The sequence below is a fragment of the Bartonella sp. PS17NMGDW genome (assembly GCF_042193555.1).
Lineage (GTDB): Bacteria > Pseudomonadota > Alphaproteobacteria > Rhizobiales > Rhizobiaceae > Bartonella > Bartonella grahamii.
In genome coordinates this window covers 1-2,232 of sequence record NZ_JBHILY010000050.1, presented here as the reverse complement: position 1 = coordinate 2,232, position 2,232 = coordinate 1, and the positions used below count along the sequence as shown (strand labels likewise).

At 43.2% G+C, this 2,232-nt stretch carries 1 protein-coding gene and 1 pseudogene; both read left to right on the top strand.

Translation table 11 applies throughout. The annotated features are described in order from the left end of the window. Positions 1–1,446: pseudogene (locus ACFIJK_RS09080) on the top strand (DUF4815 domain-containing protein); the annotation flags it as partial. A 13-nt stretch (positions 1,447–1,459) separates the two neighbouring features. Further along, a partial coding sequence (locus tag ACFIJK_RS09075) for a Bgr_08870 family protein (RefSeq protein WP_375627564.1) occupies positions 1,460–2,232 on the top strand: 773 nt, incomplete at its 3' end.

The window sequence follows — 2,232 nt, the reverse complement described above, 5'->3', positions numbered from 1 at the left end:
ACAGACTTTTGGCATGAACAGCGCACCGATTGGCTCTCAAGCGTGACCAATCAACTGAACATGGGATGGAACCGTGGCAGAACTATCCGTAAAACAGAAGTGCGTGATGATTTGGTGAGTGCGACCCAAGAGCAAATCAATTTTTTAAGACAAATTACCCTTTCCTTTAAAATTGAAGGTTTTGGCAAAGGCGAAAAACTAGAGAGCCTCACTTTTGATGGTGTGAATGTCTTGCCTAATTATCCCCTTTTTGCCAATTCCTATGGCGTCCTTGAAAGCACTTTTAAGATTCCACAAAATATCACCGCTGGCACAAAAAATGTTATTGCACAAGGCAGAGGTGGAACCATTGCCACGGGGCTTTTTACCGGTCAAGGTGTGATTGATGTGAAAGTGATGCGGCGCACCACCACGGTGAAAATATGGACGCAAGTAGACCCACAAGCACAAGTCTTTACTCCTGATGAAACACGGCAAATTACCGGTATTGACTTTCATCTTTGCAAAATCGGCAATCAAAACCATAATTTGGTGATTGATTTGGTCACCACAGAAAACGGTTATCCGACCGCCGATATTCAAGCACAAAGCTTTTATTCCATGAAGGGCGCAAAAACTGGTTGGGCAGAGGCACGCTATGATGTACCACTCCTTGTCCCCGATGACCGCTTAACGGCTTTCGTTATTAAGACAGATGATAGTAATCATTCCGTCTCCTTAGCAAAGCTTGGGGATTTTGATGCAGAAAAACAAAGGTATGTCTCAAGCCACCCTTATGTAACGGGTCCACGATTTTCTTCAGTTAACGCACAAAGCTGGACTGCTCATCAAGATGAGGCTTTAGCCTTTCGAGTGCTGGCGGCACGCTACACACAAACAGAAAAAACCATTGATCTTGGCACTTTTGATCTTGTGGACTGCTCTGATTTACAAATACGCGCAGCCATTGAATTGCCTTCAAGCGATTGTTCTGTCATCTTTGAAATTGAACGAAACAATGGCACGGTTTATCAACTTCTACCCTTTCAATTACTCAGTCTTACCGAATATATCAGTGAAAAGATAAAGCTTCGCGCCATTCTCAAAGGCACCGAAAAGCTCTCACCTGTTTTGTTTGCTCCTGTTCAATTGATTGCAGGAAAGATCCATAAAGAAGCCACTTATGTCACCCGTGCTTTTTCCTTTGGAGAAAAGGCAAGGTTAACGAGCTATATCAAAACATTTTTACCGGGCGGTGCAACCTTTTCACTGGAGATGCAACTGGATGATGGTGCTTTCACCCCTCTCACATTAGAGGAAACAGAGCAGTTATCCGAGCCGCTTTGGACAGAGCGCAAATTTATCAGTGGTGATAAAACAGCCAAACAAGCGCGCTTGAAACTCACGCTTACCGGTGGACCGGCGGCACGGTCAATGGTGTGTGATTTTGGTGCCGGTATATTATGAGGGGAAAACAGACATGACCAAAACCAAAAAACTCGACATGGAATTGCCGAAAGAAGGACGCTTTATCAGTTCTGAATTCCCAATCTTGCGGGAAAACTTGACCAAAATTGATCAAGCCATTGTTGATATTGAGGAAAAGGTAGAGGGAAAAGCGCCTTCAAAACACACGCATAGCATAAGTGATGTTGCAGACCTTGAAGCGGCCCTTAAGGCCAAAATGGCAGCCGATAAAACCTTCACTTTTGCTGATTTAAGTGATATCGAAGGCGCAAAAGATGCTGCCAACAATTATGTTCTCTATAAATCAAGCAATAATAACTTCACTTTTGGCAGTGCTGTCTCTCTATTAGGCGCACACCAACATAAAACCGAAGATATTGTGGGGCTTGATGATTTTAGAGCTAAGATCAATGAAGATCTCACAAGCTATGGACACCTCACAAGCCCAAATGAATGGCAAAGTTATAATAAATTTACCAGCAAAGTTACCATGAGTGGTGGCTTAGAACTGTTGGGTAATTCGTCGTTTAGCCTTATCCATAACAACAAAGTCGTTACCAATCTAAGCACAACCGGAAGCTCGCTTAAAGGACCTTTGAGAGTTGATGACGAAGCTGTTTATACCAAATCACAAGTGGATGCAGCCATCTTGGCACAGATAAAGAGTCTTAAAAAAGATTTGACCGATAAAATCACAAATTGGCCGGCTCTTGCTGATGCTGAATTGCTGTATACGCAAGATGGGAAAATTCAATGGCCAGACTGGGTAACGGATAAAACTAAAGT